Source organism: Ktedonobacter racemifer DSM 44963, from assembly GCF_000178855.1.
GTDB lineage: Bacteria > Chloroflexota > Ktedonobacteria > Ktedonobacterales > Ktedonobacteraceae > Ktedonobacter > Ktedonobacter racemifer.
In genome coordinates, this window is the sequence record NZ_ADVG01000003.1 from 220,541 (window position 1) to 238,638 (window position 18,098).

Annotated in this window: 12 protein-coding genes; 6 read left to right on the top strand and 6 right to left on the bottom strand. The window is 54.6% G+C overall.

Annotated elements, in window-relative coordinates:
* Positions 1 to 107 precede the first annotated feature (107 nt).
* Positions 108 to 737 carry a LysE/ArgO family amino acid transporter gene (locus KRAC_RS30040; protein ID WP_007913857.1) on the bottom strand — a complete coding sequence of 210 codons (630 nt, stop codon included), beginning with the start codon at positions 735 to 737 and terminating at the stop codon, positions 108 to 110.
* A 249-nt stretch (positions 738 to 986) separates the two neighbouring features.
* Between KRAC_RS30040 and KRAC_RS30045 the strand changes: the two genes are divergently transcribed.
* Positions 987 to 2,108 carry a M4 family metallopeptidase gene (locus tag KRAC_RS30045; RefSeq protein WP_007913858.1) on the top strand — a complete coding sequence of 374 codons (1,122 nt, stop codon included), beginning with the start codon at positions 987 to 989 and terminating at the stop codon, positions 2,106 to 2,108.
* 94 nt (positions 2,109 to 2,202) lie between these two features.
* Here KRAC_RS30045 and KRAC_RS30050 read toward each other — a convergent pair whose 3' ends face one another.
* On the bottom strand, positions 2,203 to 2,532 hold the full coding sequence (locus tag KRAC_RS30050; RefSeq protein ID WP_007913860.1) for an RNA recognition motif domain-containing protein: 330 nt from the start codon (positions 2,530 to 2,532) through the stop codon (positions 2,203 to 2,205).
* A 453-nt stretch (positions 2,533 to 2,985) separates the two neighbouring features.
* Here KRAC_RS30050 and KRAC_RS30055 point away from each other — a divergent pair, with 453 nt between their 5' ends.
* From KRAC_RS30055 to KRAC_RS30065, 3 genes are all read left to right on the top strand, one after another.
* Positions 2,986 to 4,254, top strand: coding sequence for a M4 family metallopeptidase (locus KRAC_RS30055; protein ID WP_007913868.1), 1,269 nt, complete (start codon positions 2,986 to 2,988; stop codon positions 4,252 to 4,254).
* Positions 4,238 to 4,546 (top strand): protealysin inhibitor emfourin, encoded by a 309-nt coding sequence (locus KRAC_RS30060; RefSeq protein ID WP_201391977.1) that lies wholly within the window; start codon positions 4,238 to 4,240, stop codon positions 4,544 to 4,546. Before KRAC_RS30055 ends, KRAC_RS30060 begins: the two co-directional genes overlap by 17 nt.
* Before the next feature lie 75 nt (positions 4,547 to 4,621).
* On the top strand, positions 4,622 to 6,280 hold the full coding sequence (locus tag KRAC_RS30065; protein WP_007913872.1) for an isovaleryl-CoA dehydrogenase: 1,659 nt from the start codon (positions 4,622 to 4,624) through the stop codon (positions 6,278 to 6,280).
* A 55-nt stretch (positions 6,281 to 6,335) separates the two neighbouring features.
* On the opposite strand, the gene KRAC_RS79755 is transcribed toward KRAC_RS30065, so the two are convergent.
* Positions 6,336 to 6,656: a potassium-transporting ATPase subunit KdpA gene (locus tag KRAC_RS79755; protein ID WP_075164415.1), complete on the bottom strand. Its 321-nt coding sequence runs from the start codon at positions 6,654 to 6,656 to the stop codon at positions 6,336 to 6,338.
* Positions 6,657 to 7,076: 420 nt separating this feature from the next.
* Between KRAC_RS79755 and KRAC_RS30070 the strand changes: the two genes are divergently transcribed.
* Entirely contained in the window at positions 7,077 to 9,869 is a 2,793-nt protein-coding gene (locus KRAC_RS30070; RefSeq protein WP_007913876.1) for a tetratricopeptide repeat protein, read from the top strand.
* A 196-nt stretch (positions 9,870 to 10,065) separates the two neighbouring features.
* Positions 10,066 to 12,471, top strand: a complete 2,406-nt coding sequence (locus KRAC_RS78475) for an FAD-dependent oxidoreductase (RefSeq protein WP_007913880.1) — start codon at positions 10,066 to 10,068, stop codon at positions 12,469 to 12,471.
* An 80-nt stretch (positions 12,472 to 12,551) separates the two neighbouring features.
* Here KRAC_RS78475 and KRAC_RS30080 read toward each other — a convergent pair whose 3' ends face one another.
* From KRAC_RS30080 to KRAC_RS62815, 3 genes are all read right to left on the bottom strand, one after another.
* Positions 12,552 to 12,764: a DUF2795 domain-containing protein gene (locus KRAC_RS30080; protein ID WP_007913882.1), complete on the bottom strand. Its 213-nt coding sequence runs from the start codon at positions 12,762 to 12,764 to the stop codon at positions 12,552 to 12,554.
* Between the two features lie 292 nt (positions 12,765 to 13,056).
* Positions 13,057 to 14,955, bottom strand: coding sequence for an SWIM zinc finger family protein (locus KRAC_RS30085; protein ID WP_007913884.1), 1,899 nt, complete (start codon positions 14,953 to 14,955; stop codon positions 13,057 to 13,059).
* Between the two features lie 197 nt (positions 14,956 to 15,152).
* Complete coding sequence (locus KRAC_RS62815) at positions 15,153 to 17,921, bottom strand: N,N-dimethylformamidase beta subunit family domain-containing protein (protein ID WP_007913885.1); 2,769 nt, start codon at positions 17,919 to 17,921, stop codon at positions 15,153 to 15,155.
* Between the last annotated feature and the right edge of the window lie 177 nt (positions 17,922 to 18,098).

Consider the following 18,098-nt stretch of genomic DNA (forward strand, 5'->3'; position numbering starts at 1 on the left):
GCCGCATTCCTCCCCATGCCTGAAAGGGCAGGGGCATCCTGCGGCGTTTTGGGTGAATCGCATTATAGATTTTGCTCTATGTTTCTGTCAATCTCAATGCATATTTTCTAACGATAAAGCACGCTCCAGATCAAGGAGGCTGCGATAAACCACATGATACATCCTATCAAGCAATCCAGGACCCGCCAGGCTAGAGGAGAACGAAACAAGGGCGCCAGCCAGCGGGCGCCATATGCGAGGGCAAAGAACCAGGTGAGCGAGGCGAGCATAGCCCCCAGGGCGAACAACAGGCGCTCTTCAGAGGGATAATGGGCACCAACACTTCCAATGAGTACTACCGTGTCGAGGTAAACATGTGGATTGAGTAAACTAAAAGCCAGCACCGCCAGCATAATCTCGCGGGTACGTGTAGGTTCTCCAGCCACTTCATGCGTGTTAAGTTTATCCGATTGAAAGGCTGCTCGAAAAGAGCGAAGGCCATAGATCAGCAAGAATAATGCGCCACCCCACGTCGCCACCAGGGTTAAGACAGGAAGCGCATTTATAACTGCTCCGAGTCCTCCAACTCCCAGCAAGATAAGCGCGGCATCACACAGCGAACAAAGACCTGCAACAAGAAAAACATACTGCTTTTTTAGTCCCTGACGCAACACAAAAGCATTCTGTGCTCCAATAGCAATAATCAGGCTTGCGCCAAGACCAAATCCCTGGATGAGTGGCAAAAATATCTGCGGCATATTCCTTCAACTTTCTTGACTGACACTGCTCCTCATAATTTACCACATCCGGTGAAGCTACTTAGCAAATTATTGTAGTATAAAACATACAGCAAATTCTATTTAAAGTAGCAGAGTTGTAAAAACCATTATTATATTTTATACTTATGCTACAGGCGTCTTCCTTAATTAGATGCTTTCTCCCCCTTTAGAGGGTTCTCTTGTGGTGATTGGCAGAAGATGTTGTGAGATGAAAGGAGAGACTCTCTCATGAAGCGCTCCACCCGACACTCCAGGTATGGTATTGTTCCACCATACATCCTGTCTTCTATCGCAAATCATGGCACGGCAGAACAGCGTGTGCGTGCCCTCAAGACGCTGCAACATCAGCAACAGCAGCATATTCACTCAACACGTGGGATAAGTGCACGGGCTGATACTCCTGCCAGGTCCGACAAGGAAGATCACACCATCCTGGCTCAACAGCCTAAACGTACCGTCTATGATGCGCAACACACCGGTCGACTTCCAGGAAAAATCGTCCAAAGAGAGGGACAGGGCTCTAACAGCGATATCGCTGTAAATGAAGCGTACAGAGGCCTGGGCTGGACATTCAATCTCTTCAAACAGAAATTCAAACGCAACTCTATCGATAACAAAGGTCTCGCCCTCAAAGCCAGCATTCACTACAACCAGGACTATGATAATGCCTTCTGGGATGATGTGGGCAAGTGTGTGGTCTTTGGGGATGGCGATGGCGATTACTTCAACCGCTTTACCATTGCCCTTGAAGTCATTGGGCATGAGCTAACACACGGAGTTACAGGTAATGAAGCCAATCTCGACTATAATGACCAGCCAGGCGCGCTCAATGAATCCATCTCAGATGTCTTTGGCTCTCTGGTGAAGCAGTTCTCTCTTAATCAAAGCTCAGAGGAGTCCGACTGGCTGATTGGCAAGGGACTGTTTACCAGCAAGGTTCAGGGGCAGGCTCTGCGCTCCATGAAAGCTCCTGGCACGGCCTATGATGACCCCGTTCTGGGGAAGGATCCTCAACCTGCGAGCATGGATGGCTACGTTGATACGAACGACGATAATGGAGGCGTACATATCAACTCAGGCATTCCCAATCACGCCTTTTACCTGGTCGCCAGCACGCTAGGAGGCTATGCCTGGGAGAAAGCCGGCCTCATCTGGTATAAAACCTTGACTGACCCAGATCTGGAGACCAGTGCCAACTTTAGCGATTTCGCCCAGCTCACTATCAAGCAAGCCGAAGCCCTTTACGGCGCCAAGAGCCTCGAGAAACAGGCTGTACAGCAAGCCTGGGAGACCGTCAAAGTCCTTGGGGCCACAACGTCCCATTCTCACGAAGAGGAAGCCGCCGACTGATCGCTCCCCCATAGATGCCCATTATAAGAGTAAAAGAGACGCTCTCCCTGGGGAGAGCGTCTCTTGTTTTTTTTGCTGTTAGCGGTCTGAGTGCTTAGTAGCGGTCGCGGTAACCGCCGCCACCACCACCATTTGAGCGACGATCGCGGCTCTGGTAGCCGCCACCACCACCACCGGGAGCGCGGCGCTCGCGCGCCTCGTTGACCGTAATGGTGCGGTTGCCCAGGGTTGAGCCGTTCAACTGCTCGATAGCCACGCGGGCCTCGTCATCGCTGCTCATCTCAACAAAGCCGAAGCCTTTGCTGCGCCCGGTCTCACGATCGGTGATGACTGTGGCGAAGGTAACCTGGCCGATCTGCTCAAAAAGCTGGATCAGATCCTGCTCGGTTGACTGGTAGGGGAGGCCCCCAACGTAAATTCTCATCTTAATTCTGCTCCTGTGCTGACATCTCTCGACAATTGATGCTCGTGAAACCAACTCTCACAGGAGCGATCCAATTCCTTCTGATGCCATACGTTATCAAAAACAACATATAGGGATAGTCTATTCCCTGAAAGGCATAACGTCAAGACTATTTTTGTGCAGAATGGAACCTTTTTATCATTGTGTGACAAAATTACTTATCCGAACCAGGCGGCTAGCCGGAATTACTCGGCGGGACTTCTCACTACTACGTGGCTCGCTTGCTTATATTAATGTGTGGCGTGAAGATGCCGCTGGCATTTTCACGCCACACATTAACTCTTTTTTGTACATTTTTCCGCTTTATGTGTTATATTTAGAGTACAAGTAACTGACACAAAACTGCGCATCCTACACAGAGTGTTGACCAGGGTTGGTTGAAGATGTTGTGAGACGAAAGGAGACACTCTTCTCATGCAACAGCAGTTCACGCCACGCATTCTACGCACAATTGTCCCACCACACATACTCTCCTCCATTGCGGAACGTGGCACGCTCCAACAACGCGACCGCGCGTTGAAATCACTGGAACTTGACCAATACGTACGTGCTGCCCGCTCTCGTTCCATCCCCTTGCTACAGGCGCAATTGCCACAAACCACCGTCGCCAAGGCCGTCGGACCAGAACGCTCCATCTACGACGCGCAACAGGCAACCGATCTCCCCGGCAGCTTGATTCGCCATGAGGGGCAGACTCCTATCACTGATAAAGCGGGGAATGAAGCTTATGATGGCCTAGGATGGACCTATAGCTTCTACCAACAGGTCTATAGCCGTAACTCCATCGACAACAAAGGCTTATCCTTGGATGCCTCCATTCACTATGATGTCAGCTATAACAATGCCTTCTGGGATGGTGGACAAATGGTCTTTGGAGACGGCGATGGCGACACCTTCAATCGCTTTACCATTGCCCTTGAAGTCATTGGGCATGAGCTAACACACGGAGTTACAGGTAGTGAAGCCAATCTCGACTATAATGACCAGCCGGGCGCGCTCAATGAATCCATCTCAGATGTCTTTGGCTCCCTGGTCAAACAGTTTTCGCTCAACCAGAGTGCCGATCAGGCCGACTGGCTGATTGGTAAAGGCCTGTTTACAGACAAGGTTCAGGGAGAGGCGCTACGCTCCCTGAAAGCGCCTGGTACCGCCTACGATGATCCCATTCTGGGGAAAGATCCCCAACCTGCCACCATGGATGGCTATGTTGACATGACCGACGATAATGGTGGTGTACATGTAAACTCGGGAATTCCGAATCATGCCTTTTACCTGGCTGCTATCGCGATAGGTGGTCGCGCCTGGGAGAAAACGGGGCGCATCTGGTATATAACATTGTGTGATCGCGCCTTAAAGTCGTCCGCCAACTTTAGTGACTTTGCGACACTGACCGTCAAGCACGCGTCCGCACTCTATGGAGCCAACAGCCAGGAACAACAGGCGATTCAGAAAGCCTGGGAGACTGTCAAGGTATTGAAAACCAGCATTGGCACCATCCCCACGGGTGGCACAGATGCAACGACTGGAATAGTGACTACGACGCCTGGTAATACAGGCAGTTCAAACTGGCCCATTCCAGATGACTCTGAAGACAATGCTCCCTGGCAGTTTCCCCAGGATACTCCTGAGAATTTACCTCAAAATTTATCGGAGGAGCCAGATGAAAGTGACGCTGCGGACTGAAGGCGGCCTGGCATACTTCCCAGGCATGACAAAGTCGCATGTTCTGGATAGCACGTCTCTCTCCCCTCAGGAGGTTAAGGAGCTACAACGCTTGCTTGACAAAGTGCGCGTCTTCGATCACTCACGACCATCGAAGCACACGTGCCGCGGGGCCGACCAGATGCACTATATGCTTACAGTCGATGATGGAGCCAACCACTATAGTTTGCAGGTCTGCGATCCCGTGCAGGACCCGCAAATAAAGGCCCTCCTCTCGTTTGTCAAAGATCGCCTGCGCGTCAAAAGAGAGTAAAATATGTCTATGATGAATGCGTGGGCACGCGTGCCCACACATTCATCATAGACGTTTACTGCAAAGGAGCACTTCATGGACGTATTCGCTCATCCAGCTATTTCGACGCATACTGTTGCCAATCAGCCACCACCTCTTGTTCAATACAACCCCTTTACCCTCGATAGCGCGCTCGTCGCCGGAATACAACGCGAAGGCGCTGGCTGGGCTGAAGAGCGCCTAAGCGAGTTGGGACGCTACCTGGGCAGCAGTGAGGTTATCACTCAGGGCTTTGAGGCTAATACCTATCCACCCGAGCTTCACACGCACGACCGCTATGGCCATCGCATCGATGAAGTAAGCTTTCACCCAGCCTGGCATCAGCTTATGGGAGCGGCAGTGAATTGGGGAACACACGCGCTCTCCTGGCGCGAGGATCGTCCCGGTGCGCAGGTTGCACGCGCGGCAGGCTTCTATCTCTTTACCCAGGTGGAAGCGGGTCACGGCTGCCCGATCTCGATGACGCATGCCGCCATTCCGGTCCTGCGCCACCAGCCGGAGCTAGCCGAGACCTGGCTCCCCGGCCTCCTCTCACTCGAATACGACTTCGGTCTGCGACCAGCCACAGAGAAGCGCGGCCTTCTCTGCGGCATGGGCATGACCGAGAAACAGGGTGGCTCCGATGTACGCGCCAATACGACTCGCGCCGTTCCTGCTGGCGAGTTGGGCGCGGGCACCTATCTGCTCACTGGTCATAAATGGTTCTGCTCTGCCCCTATGTGCGATGTCTTTCTCGTCCTGGCCCAGGCCCCCGGCGGACTCTCCTGCTTCCTGCTGCCACGTGTCCTCCCCGATGGCACACGCAATTCCTTCTTCATTCAGCGTCTGAAAGATAAGCTTGGCAATCGCTCCAATGCCTCCAGCGAGGCCGAGTTTCAGCAGACCGTGGCCTTCCTGGTCGGCGAAGAGGGCCAGGGCGTGCGCACGATCATTGAGATGGTGAATTACACACGCCTAGATTGTATCCTGGGCAGCACGGCCATGATGCGCCAGGCCCTGACCCAGGCCCTGCATCATACGCGTCACCGCCAGGCCTTCGGCCGGCCTCTGCTCGATCAGTCCCTGATGCGCAATGTGCTCGCTGACCTCTCGCTCGAAGTCGAAGCGGCGATCACCCTGGCGCTGCGCCTCGCTCGCGCCTGCGACCAGGCTCCCACCAGCACACATGAGGAACACATCAAGCGCCTGGGGACGGCGCTCGGCAAATACTGGGTAACCAAGCGCGGCCCCACGTGCGTGGCGGAGGCACTTGAGTGCCTGGGTGGAAATGGCTACGTCGAAGAGAGTATCATGCCACGCCTCTACCGCGAGATGCCGCTTAACTCCATCTGGGAGGGCTCTGGCAACGTCAACTGCCTCGATGTCCTGCGTGCCCTCGCCAAACAACCCCAGGTCCTGGAGAGCTTCTTTACTGAGGTCGCGCCCGCCCGCGCCGCGAACAAACACCTCTCTGATGCGGTCCAGGCTCTGCAACAAGAGCTTTCGCACCTGGATAACATCGAGTGGCGTGCCCGCTTCCTCGTAGAGCGCATGGCCCTGATACTCCAGGGCGCGCTCCTGGTCCAGCACGCACCTGCACCGCTTGCCGACGCCTTCTGCACCTCGCGCCTGGGTGGCACCTGGGGTCACGCCTTCGGCACCCTCCCTCCTGGCATCGACTCCCAGGCCATCCTGGCCCGCTCCCTTCCCTCTTAATAAAATACATAGAGATAGAAGCGGTTTGCGTACGTACGCAAACCGCTTCTATCTCTTATCCCAACTCTGTTGGTAATGAGACACATCTTCTTCCATTCCAAAACATCAAACGCACCTCCATTCCTGCCAGATTGTTATTAGACCTGGTCATAGCGGAATGTGGTAAGGGCCATGCTAGCCTTGTAGTGTTACGCTGTTCTACTCGTTCACTACAAAACAGTAAGCAGCATACCAGAAGAACAGCCAACACCCAGCCAAACGCTCGATTATGACGCATATCTGACGCCATTGCACCAGAAGTATATGGAATCAATAGAGGGAGTACAATCATTGCTAATAGCTCGAAGAGCCTGGTAAGCAATATCAGATATGTCATAGTGATGTAGAAAAACCTCTTTCACTGATTGTGGAATCCTTTCCCTCCGCACATGCCATACAGGCAACATTTCCATACATGCCTGCACCCATCCATAAGGAGAACGCTTTCTCCCTTTACCTATCATTTCCTCTCCGTAAGCGTTCTCAAGCTATTTATAGTATCGGCTTATGTATATCAACGAGACGTATAGGCCTCAAGAGAACTCATAAAAATATGCTCAACATCTTGATGTGGTCATGCTATTTTTCGCACCAAGTTTGGCTCCTGGTCTTTCCCGGTCTGGTAGAGCCAGGAAGAAGAAAGAGGCTTGCCAAAAGCGGAAAAAGCAGATACCATAGCCGCAGAAGACATTTCTTGTGCCGTGGAGGCCCGCTACTGGCGTACGCCAGTAGCGGGCCTCTGGAAAGATCGTGCCTGATGAAGAAACTCGCTCCTGCTGGTGCCAATCAACGACTCAGGGCTGAACGCTTGCGTAAGCGCTGGTCTCAGCAAGAACTGGCGGATCGCATTGGGGTCTCTGTGATCACGATCAACCGCTGGGAGCGTGGGGTCACGGCCCCCAGCCCCTATTTCCGTCTGAAGCTCTGCTCTCTCTTTGGGAAAAGTGCAACTGAGCTCGGCCTCTTTCCTGACCAGCAAGCAGAACAGGCCATGTCCCCTGAGCCAGGGCCACCCGTCGATCACCCACAGCTTCCCCAACAGCTCAAATATCTCCCCTACAGGCGCAATCCCTTCTTTACGGGTCGCGAAGCTCTTCTGGAGCGCTTACATACCCGCTTGCAGGCATCCCCCACACAGATATACGCCCTGTGTGGCCTGGGCGGCATCGGGAAAACACAGACAGCCCTCGAATACGCCTACCGCTACTATAGCGCCTACCAATCCATTCTCTGGCTCCCTGCCGAGACCGCGGAGATGCTGGCCCGGCGCTGTCAGGGCCTCGCTCGTCGTCTCGGTACCACTACCATACTTGAGGAACAAGCTCCTGAGGCGAGCCTGGAACTGATACGTATATGGCTTGAAACGCATGAGAGCTGGCTACTTATCCTGGATAACGTCGAACAGGTCGCGGTCATCGAACCCCTCCTGCCTTCTCTCTTTAATGGTCACATCCTGCTTACCACGCGTGCTCAGGCAACTGGCCCCCTGGCACAGCACATCGACCTTAAACAGATGAGTGATGAGGAGAGCGCACTCCTGCTCCTGCGCCGCGCAAAGTATCTCGCCGTGTCTGCATCCTTGCACACTATTAAGGAACAGGACGTGCATGAGGCACGCGCCATCGGCAAACTCCTCGGTGGCCTCCCTCTGGCCCTCGACCAGGCAGGCGCCTATATAGAGGAGACGGGATGCAGCCTGGCCGATTACCTGGCACGCTATCAGCGCCACCGTAAAGACCTGCTCGCCCGGCGTGGCAACAATCCCATGGAGCATCCTCTCTCCATCGCTGGCACTATCTCCCTTTGCATCGAGCGCCTGGAACAGGAGCAGCAGGCTGCCGCTGAGCTACTGTACTGCTGTGCCTTCTTGCATCGCGAAGGCATTACAGAAGAGCTTTTGAGCTTGCTCGCCCCCGAATTGGGAACACAACTGACCCTGGTCTTGAGTGATCCCCTGGCTCTAGATGACGCCATTGCCCGCCTGCGCGCCTTGTCGCTTCTCTATCGCCAGGCCACAACGCACAGCCTGGTAGTCCATAGCCTCGTTCAGGCCATCCTGCGCGATGCTCTGTCCCAGGAGCAGCAGGACACCTGGTTAGCACGTATACTGCGCGGCCTGAACCGGGTCTTCACCGAGGAGTCGAGCACTGAGGCCCTACGCTTGAATGAACAACTACTCCCCCAGGTCTTGCAGAGTCTGGAATCCCTGAAACAGACACACTCAGCGCCTCCAGAAACGACCTCTCTCCTTTATAAGGCGGCTCGCTATCTCGCCTTACGTGGACAATATAGCCATGCCGAGAGCTTTCTTCATAGGGCATTGGAGCTGCTTCATCAGTCTCCCCAGACATCGACCCGGCGTCAGGATGAGGCCAATCTGGAGGCTAATCTGTATAATTGCCTGGGACTCGTCTATGAGGCCAGGGGCGCTTATCAGCAGGCAGAGCAGGCCTATGCCAGGAGCCTGGAGATGCTTGAGGGCACGCTGCCAGCGGAAGACCCAAAGTTAAGCGAGGCCCTGGAAAATAGCGGGCGCCTCGCGCTGGAGCAGGGTCAGCTTCTCCAGGCCCAGCACCTGCTCCAGCGCGCCCTGACACTACGCCAGCTTGAACTTGGACCAGGCCATCCACACCTTGTTCCGCTTATCAAGCTCGTCGCCAACCTGGCTTATGAGCAAGGTCAGTATCAACGGGCCGAAACCCTCCTCTTGCACGCGGTTGAGCTCAGCCAACAGACACTTGGGCCTACCCATCCTCATACCATCGAGAGTGTAAGCAGCCTCGCGACCATCTACAAGCTGCTGGGACACTATCAGCAAGCAGAGGAGCTCTACCAGCAAACCATTCTCCAGCTTGATAACGACGACGAGACCGCGCGCTACTCGACTATCCCCTCTCTGCGGGGCCTGGGCCTGCTCTATGGACTCCAGGGGCAGTATGATCGGGCCATAGCCCTTCTCAAGCAGGCCCTCGCCATCTGTCAGCAAATAGCCGGGCACACCCATTCCGAGACCGCTGAGAGTTTGCGCACCCTCGGCCTTGTCTATCGCTTACAGGGTGACCTGTCCCAGGCAGAAGCATTTCTGCGCCGGGCCTGCACGGTGTTCGCCAGCAGCCTCGGCGCCAATCATCCAGAGGTTGGCACCTGCTTGAATATGCTGGGACTCGTCTATGGACTCCAGGAAAAATATACCCAGGCCCTGGAGACACTCCAGCAATCCAACCAGGTCTTCCTTGAGGTCTTCAGTGACACACACCCCCAATTCGCTGAAGGCCTGGCCACGCTTGGCATGATCTATAGCCTCCAGGGTGACGCTGCCCAGGCCGAGGAACACCTTAAGCGTGCCCTGCATATTCAGGAAAAGGCTCTAGGCGACGACCATCCAGCCCTCGCCAACACTCTGGACAGCCTGGCCACGCTCTATCAAGAGCAAGGAGAGCGCGAACTGGCGCTTCCCCTAGCCCAACGTGCCCTCGCCCTCCGTGAACGCGTGTGGGGCGCCGACCATCCTGAAGTCCTCGCCAGCCGCGCCCTACTGGACAAATTGTAGGGTCCATGCTGGCACGGACTCTACGACGCTGAGAATAGAGTGACTTATCCAGATAATAGGTGCACGAAATGCAAAGTGTTAATACGAACAGAAACTGATAGATAAACTGATATATCTTGTGATTGTTTTGCGCCAGATGGGAGCCTATTCTAAGAAGAGAACTAAAAATAGCAAGATAGTTGCAAGGAAAAGATCTATGTCGCGTCTCGTTACCTATCAACCTGCCACCACTACACTTCCAGCCGGGGCGGCTACACGTGATGAGCATGGGCACCCGACCTTTACGCTGACCATCGATGGACGGGTATTGCAGGCCTATGAGGGCCAGACCATCCTGAGCGTGGCCATTGATAATGGCATTCAAGATATCCCTAATCTCTGTAATGATGAGAAGCTGGAGCCGACCTCGGCCTGCCGTATGTGCCTGGTGCATATCAAGGGCCAGAAGCGGCCACTACCTTCATGCAATATGCCTGCCCAACCCGGCATGGTGATAAAGACAAACTCGGATGAACTCTTCCATATTCGCCGCACCAACCTGGAGATGATGCTCTCCGATCATAACGCCTATTGCCAGCCTCCCTGCCAGGTCGAGTGCCCCACGCATATCGATATTCCTGGCTACCTGGAGTTGATCGCGCAGGGCTCAATGAAGGAGGCCGCGCGCCTGGTAAAAGAGGTCTTGCCCTTCCCCTATATCCTGGGCCTGACCTGTCCGGCTCCCTGCCAGGACGGCTGCCGCCGTAAGCTCGTTGATGAAGAGATCGCCATCTGTCGCATGCATGGTCACGCCGCCGAGACCTGCCTGCTTGATCCCCCTGTACCCTACGAGAAAGATCCAGCGACGGGCAAACGCATAGCCATCGTAGGCGCCGGTCCGGCAGGCCTCTCCTGCGCCTACTACCTGGCGCTGCGCGGACACTACGTCAAGGTCTTTGATAAGCAGCCACAACCGGGCGGGATGCTGCGTTATGGCATTCCAGAGTATCGCTTGCAAAAAGATATGATGGACCGCGAGCTACAACATGTCTTTGATCTGGGAGTAGACCTGCAAGCCAATATCGAGCTGGGCAGAGATTTTACCGTCGATGACCTCTTCGCGCAGGGTTTCGACGCCGTCTATCTCGCCATCGGCTGCTGGACCAGCAACCAGCTGCGCATCCCCGGCGAGGACGCTCATGGCGTGGTCAACGCCATCAAGTTCCTCTATGACAAGGTTGAGGGCAAGGCCACACCCGTCAAAGAGGGGAACGAGGTCGTCGTCATTGGCGGAGGCTTCACAACCTTTGACTGCACGCGTACCGCCCTGCGCCTGGGCGCGAGAGTCCATACGACCTACTACCGTACACGCAAGGATATGACGGCCACGAATGAAGAGATCGAGGACGGCGAGGCTGAGGGAACTCATCTCCTGGTCGGCGCGGCTCAGCAGCGCGTGCTTACGGAAAATGGGCGAGTCGTTGGGGTCGAGTATGCGCGCACAAGGCCTGGCGAGCCAGATGCCAGCGGGCGCCGCCGCCCCGTCCCCATTCCCGGTTCCGAGTTTGTTATTCCCTGCGATACGCTCATTCCGGCCATCGGCCAGAAGGTCGACACCTCTGTGCTCAATGAGCGGGCTGGCGTGCAATGGACGAAGTGGAAGACCATCCAGACCAATCCCTTTAACTTTATGACCGACCGCTATGGCGTCTTCGCCGGTGGTGATTGTCAACTCGGGGCAAGCACAATTATTCAATGCGTGGCGCAGGGCAAGTTGGGCGCGCGCTCAATCCATGCCTTCCTGCTGGGCGAGGATATGGACGAGATCGCGCACCGCCTGGAGATGGAGGAGCGCAAGCCTGACCTCTTCGACATCGTGCCCTACAAGCCGGTCGAGCCCAGGATTAAAATGTCGATGCTTCCCTATGAGGAACGCAAACATAATTTTAGTATCATCGAGATGGGCTATCTACAGGAGCAGGCCCAACGTGAGGCTGCTCGCTGTCTCCAGTGTGCCTGTCCGGCGACTGGACAGTGCGACCTTCAGCGCTACAGCATCGAGCATGGCCTGGCCGACAACCGTTTCCACGACGGCGAGCCGAGCGACTACCATGACTACGAGACGGATCTCTCGCACAGCTTCATTCTGCGCGATCCCAACAAGTGCATCAACTGTACGCAATGCGTCCGTGTCTGCCACGATGTCATCGGCCCCGACTGCTATGGCATGTTTGGCAAGGGTTTTGATACCATCGTCTCGACCCCGTTTAATGTCAGCCTGCATGACACCGACTGTGTCTCCTGTGGCGCTTGTGTCCAGGTCTGCCCGACCGGCTCACTGATGATGGCCGAGCGCCACCTGACGCGCTATGCCTTCGCGCTGGACCGCTGCATCTTCTGCGGGGACTGTGTCGAGGTCTGCCCTCACGGCGCGCTGGGTGAGACCCCCAACTTCGAGCTCTCATTCTTCAACCGCTTCGGTGAGGACGTGACCCTGGAGAAGCAGGACCTGGCCCAGGCCCCCGACTATCTGGTCCGCCAGCGCCTCCCCCGCAGCAAGAAGAGCCTACCCGTCATGAACCCGCTGGTTCGCCCGCTGCCCTCCCGTGGCCTCCGCGAATAACAAAAAAGAGAGGGTGGCGTGCCCAATGGGCACGCCACCCTCTCTTTTTTGCACCATGCTTATAACGCGCTTAAAACGTGTTAGCGCTGGCTGCGGTTCATCTCACCGATAGCCTTGGTCAAGCCAACAGGGCTGTCGAAGCTTTTCTCAGGCAGGCTGTTCAGCGCCTGGCGGATCTCGCTGGTCGCGCCATGCTGGCTCGCATACTCGATAACTTCCTGCTTGTCAGCGGGGAAGTCAAGGCCTTTGATACACTTCTCAACCTGGGCTGGATTAATTGGCTGCTGGGCCATCTTTTTCCTCCTAATCAGCAGTTTGTTCACATGAGGCACTTGCGCCAAAGTGTGGTACCGGTACGCAAACGCTTCACACGTACAGCTACTGTATCTTAAATACTCACTCTGACATAACAAAAGCAGCTTCCCGGCGACGCTATCTTTTTATACGAAAACCAACGCCACTACAGTGGCTAGTGCTCACGCGCTCAGGTTTTCGATAGGCAGTCACACTGTCGTAACGCCGCTCGGTTTGTTACTCTGTTCCTAGTATGCAGAACCAGGCGAAGAAGTATATGCAAACTCATCATCAAAGCTTTTGCATCAACTCGATCAGCTTCTTTTTCGACCGGTGCTTGTCACGCAGGCGCCTGATATATTCGCCCCACTCTCCACCTTTGTTCGCAGACATATATGCCTGCTTCATATACCCCAGGTAGCGCACAATATCTGCATAGTAAGAATGGTGTACCCTTGCTAGAGCGTCTTCAACCAGAGGGTGACAATAGCCAATTACCCACTCTGGGCGCTTGCTAGCAGCGGCCTCCAATACCATCTGTGCCTTGATATTCCTTAGATTATCACCTCCTGCATACCCCAGCTTCTCGACCAGCTTGATGGCGTCATCGATCATATCCTCTCGCAGGAAGATCCGTATCGCATCCTCGCTTTTTTCCTTCTTTACATGCTCTAACACCTCTGAGCGCAACTTTGGCCAACCCTCGCCCGCGATCTCTTTGATGTTGAGGTAGCTGGTCAGGGTACAGCGCTTTAAAAAGACATACCATGCCGATGCCAGTGCCAGTTCTTGCCGACCCGCCTGCCTGGCGACTCCCATTGTCCACTCTGCCAGGGAGAGCTTCACATTGCTATAGCTTGGGGTATGTTCAGGAAGCTGGAGACCATGCTCCGCTACCTGGAGCGCCTCAGCGACCGCACCGTTTGCATAGACTTTCTGTGCCAATTCCAACATCTCACTCTGGCTCTGCAAATGCTTCAGGCCAAAGTCGATGGCCTCCTGCTGCCGACCCATTTTCAGCAACTGCTGCACATATTCTTTATAGCGCTTCATAGCACGCGCCAGGTTCAGGTACTCCTCCCAGCGCTCATGACGTGCCAGGACATGCAGGCGCACCTCGACGATATCGCCTACCTCGTCGTCGTCCGAGATCTCAACATACTCCTCATCCTCGAAGTCTTGCTCCTCGCCCCAGAAGTCTGCCACTGCTTCGGCCCCTTCCACCTCCTCGGCATCCGCGATTTCTCCCGCCAGTATGCGCTTGAGGGACTCCTCCTCCCAGCCCTCCTTCAGAACCCGCTTCGTTGTAAAAAATAGGCCTGTTCCCGCCCAGCCATCGCTAAGCTGCTTCTCCCACTTCTTGATCTGCTTCTGCCACTGCTCACGCTCCTGCTTCGTCAGTTCAGCCCCCAACAGGGCCTCCGCCAGCAAGGATGTAGCTTTTATACCGGTTGAATAGAGAGTATCTTGATCTGCATAATCTTCATCTGCACTCCCCCAGTAGTCAATATAAACATCAAGCAGCGCCTTGAGGGCCTCCAGCACACCGCGCTCCTGGCGCGCATCCATCATCGAGGTAAACAGCTCAAGAAACGAGTCTACCTCTTCCAGGCCGGGATTGGTATATTCCTCATAATAATCGTCGTAACCATCCCAGTAATCGGCGGCCTCCTCAAAGGCCTTTTTCAGCCGTTTACGCACAAATTTAGCTTCTATTCCAGGCTGCTCCTGCTTCCCCTGTGCCTTTGGCTCTGGCTGACTCTGCGTGGCCTTCAAGACCTCTACCATCATCTCTACCTGCTCAATAAGCTCGTCATCAGATGCAACCAGCTTTTTCACGATCTGTACTAGTTGCTCGGTTGTCAGGCCCGCCAGTAGTTCATCCAGACTGGGAGCCTCCTCCACAGCATCAGGCTTATACATGATCATCAGGCACACGGCGACCATATGCTTGCATAGGCCACCATAGTTGTATGGGCAACTGCACGCTGCCTTAACGGCTCCCGGCTGATTAACTACCATAACGTGGTATGGCTCGTACTCACTACCCTGCACCCGCGCCTCATACGTATCGCCACGCAATACAAGCGAGGTGACCGCCCCCTGGTTATAGTAGACCTTCCCGCGCTCATACGAGTTCCCCGTCGCATTACTACGAACGAGCTCTTCTGTTAAAAATGACACTGGCATGCTGCAATCCATCTATTATTAGAAATGCTTCTGTTCAGACATCACTAGACTTTTCTGGCTTAAAGTTTAGCATATTTCGCCAAAAAAGCCACTTCTCAGCACCTGCGGCGCTTATTAATATAATCTGGGAAGAACGAGACAGGGCTGGAGCGCAATGCGCTCCAGCCCTGTCTCGTTCTTCCCAGATTATATTAACTCTATTCTCCAGAAGTGGGTCCGTTGTAGTTGCTCGCGACCTGCACATCATCGAAGTAGAGCGTCGTCTGGGCGTTGCTATACATCATAATGCGCTGGAAGGGATTGCCTGTGGAGAGATTCTGGTCAATGCTACCCTGAGATGCTCCATTTAACCAGACCTGGGCGTGCCCCGCCTGGTCCTGGAAGTCCTGGATCTCCAGGCTATACCAGGTGTTGGCATTGACCGAGTTATTGAGCGTCGAGATGCTATAGACCTGATTCGATGCCCCCCAGAAGTAGATGTCGAAGGCGTGCGTGACATTGTCGTAGTCAACCTCCCAGATTGAGCCATTATTCTGGTTGCGCCCAATCGCCACGATACTGCCGTAGGTAGTGCTTGCCAGGCGTACATAGAAGCGCGTGTAGGTATGTGCTTGGGCCGAGGAAAGCGGCGCATACAGGTAGGCATACTGGTTACTGCCATTGGTAATGGCCGCGGCCTTCGTTCCGCTATGGACCTGGCTCGACTCAACCGTTATGCTTCCAGAGCCATCGCTATTGGGTAGCGACCAAAGGCTCGTATTTCCACCCTCAAAACCATCGCTAAAGTAGATCGTGGAGTTGACGCCCGTCCCGGTCAGGGCAATCGCGTAAGGGCTTCCCGCCGCGCTATCGTTCACGGTTAGGGTCGCGCTCCGACTCCCCAGCCCGGCCGGTGTAAAGGTGACATTGATCGTACAGGAGGCATTGGGGGCCAGCGTACTTGAACTGGCGGGACAGCTATTACTCTGCGTATAATCGCTAGCATTTGTGCCACTGATGCCAATGTTATTGATCGTCAGAGCAGCGGTTCCGTTATTGGTCAGGGTAATCTGTTTTGCCCCGCTGGCAATGCTGAGATTCTGCGTTCCAAAGTCCAGACTCGTGGGACTCAGGCTGCTCCCTGGCGCGGGCACAACGCCAGCTCCCGTCAGTGCGGTCGTGTGCGGGCTCCCGCTGGCATCGTCATTGATGGTCAGCGTCGCGCTACTATTCCCCTGCGCGCTCGGCTGGTAAGTGACACTAATGGTACAGGAAGAGTGCGCCGCCAGGGTACTCGGGCTTATGGGGCAGGTATTGCTCTGGCTAAAGTCGCTCGCGCTACCACCCGTAATACCAATGCTATTAATCGTCAAGGCGCTGCTGCCATTGTTGATCAGCGTCAGACTCTGTGGGCTGCTAGCGGTATTGACGTTCTGGTTGCCAAAGTTGATGCTTCCAGGATTCAGGCTCACTCCCGGAGGGGCGGCACTGATGAAATTATTAAGCAGGTTAGCAGTCATCTGCTGAATGCCCGCGTTGGCGTAGGTATTGCCCTGGGAATTATCCAGGCCGAGGCTCCATTGGATGGTTCCTGAGGCAAAGACGCGTGCCCCGCTGGGAGCCGTGTAGATCGTCGTGTCAGCATGTGAATTGCCCGTACCACAGCAGGCATTTACTGGCGAGGAGCCCAGCACGGTCAGGCCTGGTGGGGTTGCGCCGTTATCAAACACCCTGTCATACTCGTAGCCAATGATGCCTGGAACCTTGCTACCATCAGTAAAGCCCGTGCCGGCATAAATCCAGTGCGAGGTATTTTTGGCCACAAAGGTATAGTCCTGGTAGACCTGCTGCTCATACATCACGCCCGCCATGCCGTTCTCCGGGCGATTAATATGTGGATCACGCCAGAGGTCGGTAAGCACAGAGTTATCCACATTAAACATGGGATCTGGTCCCGGCGGCGTGTTAAATTGGGCGAAGTCTTTATACCCCACCTCGATCCGATTGGCGACACCTTTGCTATCGGACTCCAGACGAATCTGCCAGTAGGAGGTATTCGCGCCAAAGAAGCCAACATTCACGCCCGCCTTGATGGCATTCTCGACATTGTCGCGCATCGACTTGGTCCAGTACTCATCATGCCCAACCGAGAGGAAGGCCTTGTGATTGGTCAGGGGGTTGGTATTGGCGGCGGTATCGATATCCGTGGTATAGGTCAGGTCATAGCCACGCGACTCCGCCCAGCGCACGAACTTATACTCCCAAAAGAAGTAGTGGCCCGCGCCATTGCTATCGCCAGGACGGAAGGGACGGTTAAACGAAACCTTCGAGGCATGTGCTCCACTAAAGATCGATCTATTGGTCTCATTATTATAGAGTCCGGTCCCTCCCCAGGTATTATACGCCTGATAGGTTGTTACACTCGTCTGGAAGACGATATCCTCGTGCCCGCCATCGTCACGCACCACAAAGAAGATGAAGCTTGACTTATTCGTCGAGGTGGTCAGTTTCGCCAGGTAGACCCCCGTCACCCAGTCAGATGGGATATTCAGCGTGGTCGTCTTTGTCCAGTTACAATCAATCAGGCCAGTTTTGGGATCAGGATTAGGCATTGGCTGATGCACGCCGGTAAAACTGCCCAGCGAAGTCACCTTACGCGCGCCTATTCCCCCATACCAACCCGTGCGAAAGACATCAATGCTAAAGCTGGGCGCGGTCGTTGTAACATACAAGTCCAACGAGTCGCCATGATTAACACTAATTTTCGAGCCATAACCAGAAATCAGATCATACTGCAAATCAGAGGCAAAATCATTCCAGCCATCGGTTCCCGGTTTGCTATTCTCGATCTGGATCGCGTTCTGTGTCGCATGCCTCGCCCCAACCACCAGTCTTGCGGTCACATAGATGACTGGTAGCGCGGCCACTATCAAGAGACATACAAGAATGATACGCATTGGGCGCCATCGAGACATCAACTTTTTCATCACCCTGCTCCCAATTTCTCTCAAGCCACGCTCGAGATAAAATTCTTCTGCCACAAAATGGACGTGTGGGCAGTAAATCAACCCACTTCAACCCACTTACAACTCTAGCGATTACATGTGTTTACCTTGTAGCGAGAATGATGGTGAATCGGTGGAGACGGGCAACAAAAAATGGAT

Excerpts from the sequence above, each read along its gene's own strand:
- KRAC_RS30085 (WP_007913884.1), bottom strand. The coding sequence starts at position 14,955 with ATGCCAGTGTCATTTTTAACAGAAGAGCTCGTTCGTAGTAATGCGACG.
- KRAC_RS30070 (WP_007913876.1), top strand. The coding sequence starts at position 7,077 with ATGAAGAAACTCGCTCCTGCTGGTGCCAATCAACGACTCAGGGCTGAA.
- KRAC_RS30045 (WP_007913858.1), top strand. The coding sequence starts at position 987 with ATGAAGCGCTCCACCCGACACTCCAGGTATGGTATTGTTCCACCATAC.
- KRAC_RS30040 (WP_007913857.1), bottom strand. The coding sequence starts at position 737 with ATGCCGCAGATATTTTTGCCACTCATCCAGGGATTTGGTCTTGGCGCA.
- KRAC_RS78475 (WP_007913880.1), top strand. The coding sequence starts at position 10,066 with ATGTCGCGTCTCGTTACCTATCAACCTGCCACCACTACACTTCCAGCC.
- KRAC_RS30065 (WP_007913872.1), top strand. The coding sequence starts at position 4,622 with ATGGACGTATTCGCTCATCCAGCTATTTCGACGCATACTGTTGCCAAT.
- KRAC_RS30080 (WP_007913882.1), bottom strand. The coding sequence starts at position 12,764 with ATGGCCCAGCAGCCAATTAATCCAGCCCAGGTTGAGAAGTGTATCAAA.
- KRAC_RS30050 (WP_007913860.1), bottom strand. The coding sequence starts at position 2,532 with ATGAGAATTTACGTTGGGGGCCTCCCCTACCAGTCAACCGAGCAGGAT.
- KRAC_RS30055 (WP_007913868.1), top strand. The coding sequence starts at position 2,986 with ATGCAACAGCAGTTCACGCCACGCATTCTACGCACAATTGTCCCACCA.
- KRAC_RS79755 (WP_075164415.1), bottom strand. The coding sequence starts at position 6,656 with ATGACATATCTGATATTGCTTACCAGGCTCTTCGAGCTATTAGCAATG.
- KRAC_RS62815 (WP_007913885.1), bottom strand. The coding sequence starts at position 17,921 with ATGAAAAAGTTGATGTCTCGATGGCGCCCAATGCGTATCATTCTTGTA.